The sequence below is a fragment of the Pseudomonas sp. genome (assembly GCF_049645325.1).
Taxonomy (GTDB): domain Bacteria; phylum Pseudomonadota; class Gammaproteobacteria; order Pseudomonadales; family Pseudomonadaceae; genus Aquipseudomonas.
In genome coordinates this window covers 1-3903 of the sequence record NZ_JBARTQ010000289.1, presented here as the reverse complement: position 1 = coordinate 3903, position 3903 = coordinate 1, and the positions used below count along the sequence as shown (strand labels likewise).

Here is a 3903-nt window from a genome sequence, read left to right as displayed (position 1 = left end):
CCCCACTATTGTCCTGCACATACACCCCCGCCTTGAAATACAGTTTCTTCTCCCCCCACGCCGCACCAATACGTTCATTCCACTCCCCATCCGCCGCATACACACTCAGTAACCCGGCCTTATTCAGGTTGATCACGTAGGTAAAGCTCTTCTCCAGCGGCACATTCGATGCCACCGTGATCACGCGGCCTTCCCCGTCATCCGGGCGCATGCGCACTTTGGCGACGATGTTGCCGGTCTGGGTTTTTTCCTTGAACTGGTATTCGAGCTTGATCAGCGGCTTTTGGCTGTCATACGCGTGAATTTGCCCGATGACGATTTTGCCGGAGGAGGGCACTTGGTTGACCGTGAGGGTGGCGCGCAGGAAGTTGTCAGCGTCGGGGTACGTCCAGTTGCGCAACTTGCCGTCGGCGTAGGTTTCGCGCAATTCGCTGCGCGGGTAGATGGCGTTTTCGGTGCGGGTGCCGGTCACGGGGGTCCAGAACTGCACGTTGCTGCCTTCGGCCTGGAAGTACTGGTCTTTGAAGCCGCTCAGCAGCTTGGGCGTGTCGATGGTCGCGGGCGGGGAGCCGACCGGGATGCTGAGGTTCCAGGTGGAAAGGTCGATCATGGCGTTGGCCTTTTTACAGAGGTGAAGGCTTTGGCCCGGGGGCCAGACAGGTTCTTTATAGGAGGTGTTGAGCCACTTGTTAAACACTGGCTGGCAATTTATTGGCGTCAGAGGAATGCCAAAAAGCCATGTTTCCCATGGTACGGGGCCTGCAGGGCTTGACCGTTAGTCGGCTTCCTCCGCTTTGGCGCAATGATGGCACCCACGTCACTTCTGCTTTTTTGGAACCGGGGCTAGAGTGAGGCCTCAGTGTTTGTCCGGTTTTTTTATCAGAAGTGACCGGTGCAGCCCCTCAAGGAAGAGACGTAGCATGGATTGCGCTCCACATCACGGCGATGGCATTTCGGTTCTCCTGGTGGTCGATGACTACCCGGAAAACCTCATCAGCATGCGTGCGCTTTTGCAGCGTGAAGACTGGCAGGTGATGACTGCGGCTTCTGGGCTGGAAGCCTTGGAATTGCTACTGGCCCACGAAGTCGACCTGGTATTGCTGGATGTGCGCATGCCGGGCATGGATGGCTTTGAAGTGGCGCGCCTGATGCGTGGCAGCCAGCGCACACGCATGACGCCGATCATCTTCCTGACCGCGCATGCCCAGTCGCCCGCCGCGGTGCAGGAAGGCTACGCCAGTGGTGCGGTCGACTACCTGTTCAAGCCCTTCGACCCCAATATTCTCAAGCCCAAGGTGCAGGCGCTGCTGGAGCACCAGCGCAACCGCCGGGCCTTGCAGCGCCTGAGCCACGACCTGGAATCTGCCCGCGCCTTTAATGCCTCGGTGCTCGACAACGCCGCCGAGGGCATTTTGGTGGTGGGCGAGGGCAGTGTGATCCAGTACGCCAACCCGGCTATTTCGCGGTTGCTCAACGCCACGATGGCGGAGTTGCAGGGCGAGAGTTTCCTGAGCTTCCTGCAAAAACCGCATGTGCCTGCCTGGCTGAGCTTCCCGATGTACGAGGCGTTCTGCAAAGGCGAAACCTGGCGCCAGCACGACGCCATTTTGCGCACCAGCCGTGGCCAGCAGGTGCCGGTGGCCTTGTCCAGCGCGCCGTTGCCCGCCGAGCAGAAGGCCATGGTGGTCACGGTGCTGGACATGTCCGAGGTGCGCCATCTGCACCAGCAGCTGGAATTCCAGGCGGTGACCGACCCCTTGACCGGGTTGTTGAACCGGCGCGGCTTTCATCAGGCGGTGGAAAATACGCTGCTGCGCAGTGAGCGTAACGAGCAGTCGCTGGTGTTGCTGTACCTGGACCTTGATGGTTTCAAGCGCGTCAACGACTCGCTGGGCCATGATGCCGGCGACCGGGTGCTGCGCTGGGTGTCGGAGCAAATGCAGGCGTGCCTGCGGTCCTACGACATTCTCGGGCGCATGGGCGGTGACGAATTCACCGCGTTGCTGGAGCTGGAGTTCCCGGAGCAGGCGGCGAAGATTTCGGAAAAGCTGATCGAGCGTGTGTCGGTGTGTCACCAGGTCGACGGCCTGGATGTGATGCTCGGCGTCAGCATCGGCATTGCGACCTTCCCGGATTGCGGCTCGGACTTGAATGGCTTGTTGCGCGCGGCGGACATCGCCATGTACGAAGCCAAGCGTGCGGGGCGTCAGCAATATCGCTATTACGATCAGGAAATGAACGGCCGCGCCCGTTCGCGCCTGATGCTCGAAGACAGCGTGCGCACCGCCATCCAGAACAAGGATTTCACCTTGGTGTATCAGCCCCAGGTGTCGTTGGAGGATGGGCGTTTGCGTGGCGTGGAGGTATTGCTGCGGTGGCAGCACCCGAGCGTCGGCGATGTGCCGCCGGGGCTGTTTTTGCCCTTGCTCGAAGAGGCGCGGCTGATCAGCCAGTTGAGCGCCTGGATCTATCAACAAGTCGCCGCCCAGCGCCAGGCCTGGCAAGCCAGCTTCGATGACGAACTGGTGCTGAGCGTGAGTTTGAGCAGCAGCCAGTTCAACATGCCCAACCTGGCCAGCCAGCTGCAGCAGGTGCTTGAGCGACATGGGCTGAAGGGGCGGCAGTTGGAGGTGGAAATCAGCGAAGAGAGCCTGATGAGTAACCTTGAAGAGTCGGCCAAGCAGCTGAAGCACTTGCGCCAGACCGGCATACGCATCGCCCTGGACGACTTCGGCTCCGGCCATTGCTCCCTCGCCCACTTGCGAGACCTGGAATTCGATACGCTGAAGCTGGACCCGCAGTTGGTGGCCCGCTTGCCGGGCTCGGTGCGGGACGCGGCGCTGGCCCGCAGCATCATCGAGCTGAGCGGGCATTTCGATGTGCTGGTCATTGCCGAGGGCGTGGAAACCCTGGAACAGGCACAGTGGCTCAAGGCCAATGGCTGCCTGTTTGTCCAGGGCCCGTGGGCGGCGCAGCCGTTGAGCCCTGAGGAAATGCTCGCGTGGTCTCAACCCCGTCTGCTTTGAATTCGCTACACTGGCGCCCATTCAAACCTTGTTGCAGACCCCATGACCGCGTTGAAGTACCTCCAGGCCTATCCCGCAGCACTTCAGGAGCAAGTGCGCCAACTGATCGCCAAGGACCAGTTGGGCGCTTACCTGGAGCAGCGTTACCCCGAGCGCCATGGGGTGCAGAGCGACAAAGCGTTGTACAGCTACGCGCTGGCCTTGAAGCAGGAACACCTGCGCAACGCGCCGACCATCGACAAAGTGCTGTTCGACAACCGCCTCGACCTGACCCACCGCGCCCTGGGCCTGCACACCACGATTTCGCGGGTGCAGGGCGGTAATCTCAAATCCAAGAAAGAGATTCGCATCGCCTCGTTATTCAAGGAGGCCGCGCCGGAATTTTTGCGCATGATCGTTGTGCATGAACTGGCGCACTTCAAGGAGTCGGACCACAACAAGGCGTTCTACAAACTCTGCGAATACATGATGCCGGGCTACCATCAGGTGGAATTCGACCTGCGGGTGTACCTCACGTATCGCGACTTGCAAGGCAAGCCCTAACCTCACCAGGCGACCGACCATGGACGTGAGCAAGACCAAAAGCAGTTTCTACCGCCGCCTGTACGTGGCGTATTTGATCGACAGCCGCCAAGCCAGCAGCGTCCCGGCATTGACCGAGGCCACCGGCATGCCCCGGCGCACGGCGCAGGACACGATTGCGGCGCTGGCCGACCTGGATATCGTGTGTGAGTTCGAGCAGGAAGACGGTGCACGCAATCATGCCGGGCACTATCGGATTCGTAGCTGGGGCGCGATTGATCGGCGCTGGATTGAGGCGAACCTGGGGCAGGTCAAGCAGGTGTTGGGTTATCCATAGTGATGGGGTGATTGGTCT

At 60.6% G+C, this 3903-nt stretch carries 4 protein-coding genes; 3 read left to right on the top strand and 1 reads right to left on the bottom strand.

Annotated features, from left to right (window positions below):
- On the bottom strand, window positions 1-610 hold a 610-nt coding region (locus WBB95_RS13015; RefSeq protein WP_424487947.1), incomplete at its 3' end, for a polysaccharide lyase family 7 protein.
- Window positions 611-920: 310 nt separating this feature from the next.
- Between WBB95_RS13015 and WBB95_RS13010 the strand changes: the two genes are divergently transcribed.
- Genes WBB95_RS13010 through WBB95_RS13000 form a run of 3 tightly spaced genes read left to right on the top strand, consistent with a single transcriptional unit; the run spans window position 921 to window position 3885 of the window.
- Window positions 921-3026: a putative bifunctional diguanylate cyclase/phosphodiesterase gene (locus WBB95_RS13010; protein ID WP_424487946.1), complete on the top strand. Its 2106-nt coding sequence runs from the start codon at window positions 921-923 to the stop codon at window positions 3024-3026.
- Window positions 3027-3068: 42 nt separating this feature from the next.
- Complete coding sequence (locus tag WBB95_RS13005) at window positions 3069-3569, top strand: M48 family metallopeptidase (RefSeq protein ID WP_424487945.1); 501 nt, start codon at window positions 3069-3071, stop codon at window positions 3567-3569.
- A gap of 19 nt (window positions 3570-3588) precedes the next feature.
- The gene (locus WBB95_RS13000) at window positions 3589-3885 is read left to right on the top strand and encodes a winged helix-turn-helix domain-containing protein (protein ID WP_424487944.1); all 297 of its coding nucleotides are present in this window, start codon (window positions 3589-3591) and stop codon (window positions 3883-3885) included.
- Window positions 3886-3903: the final 18 nt, after the last annotated feature.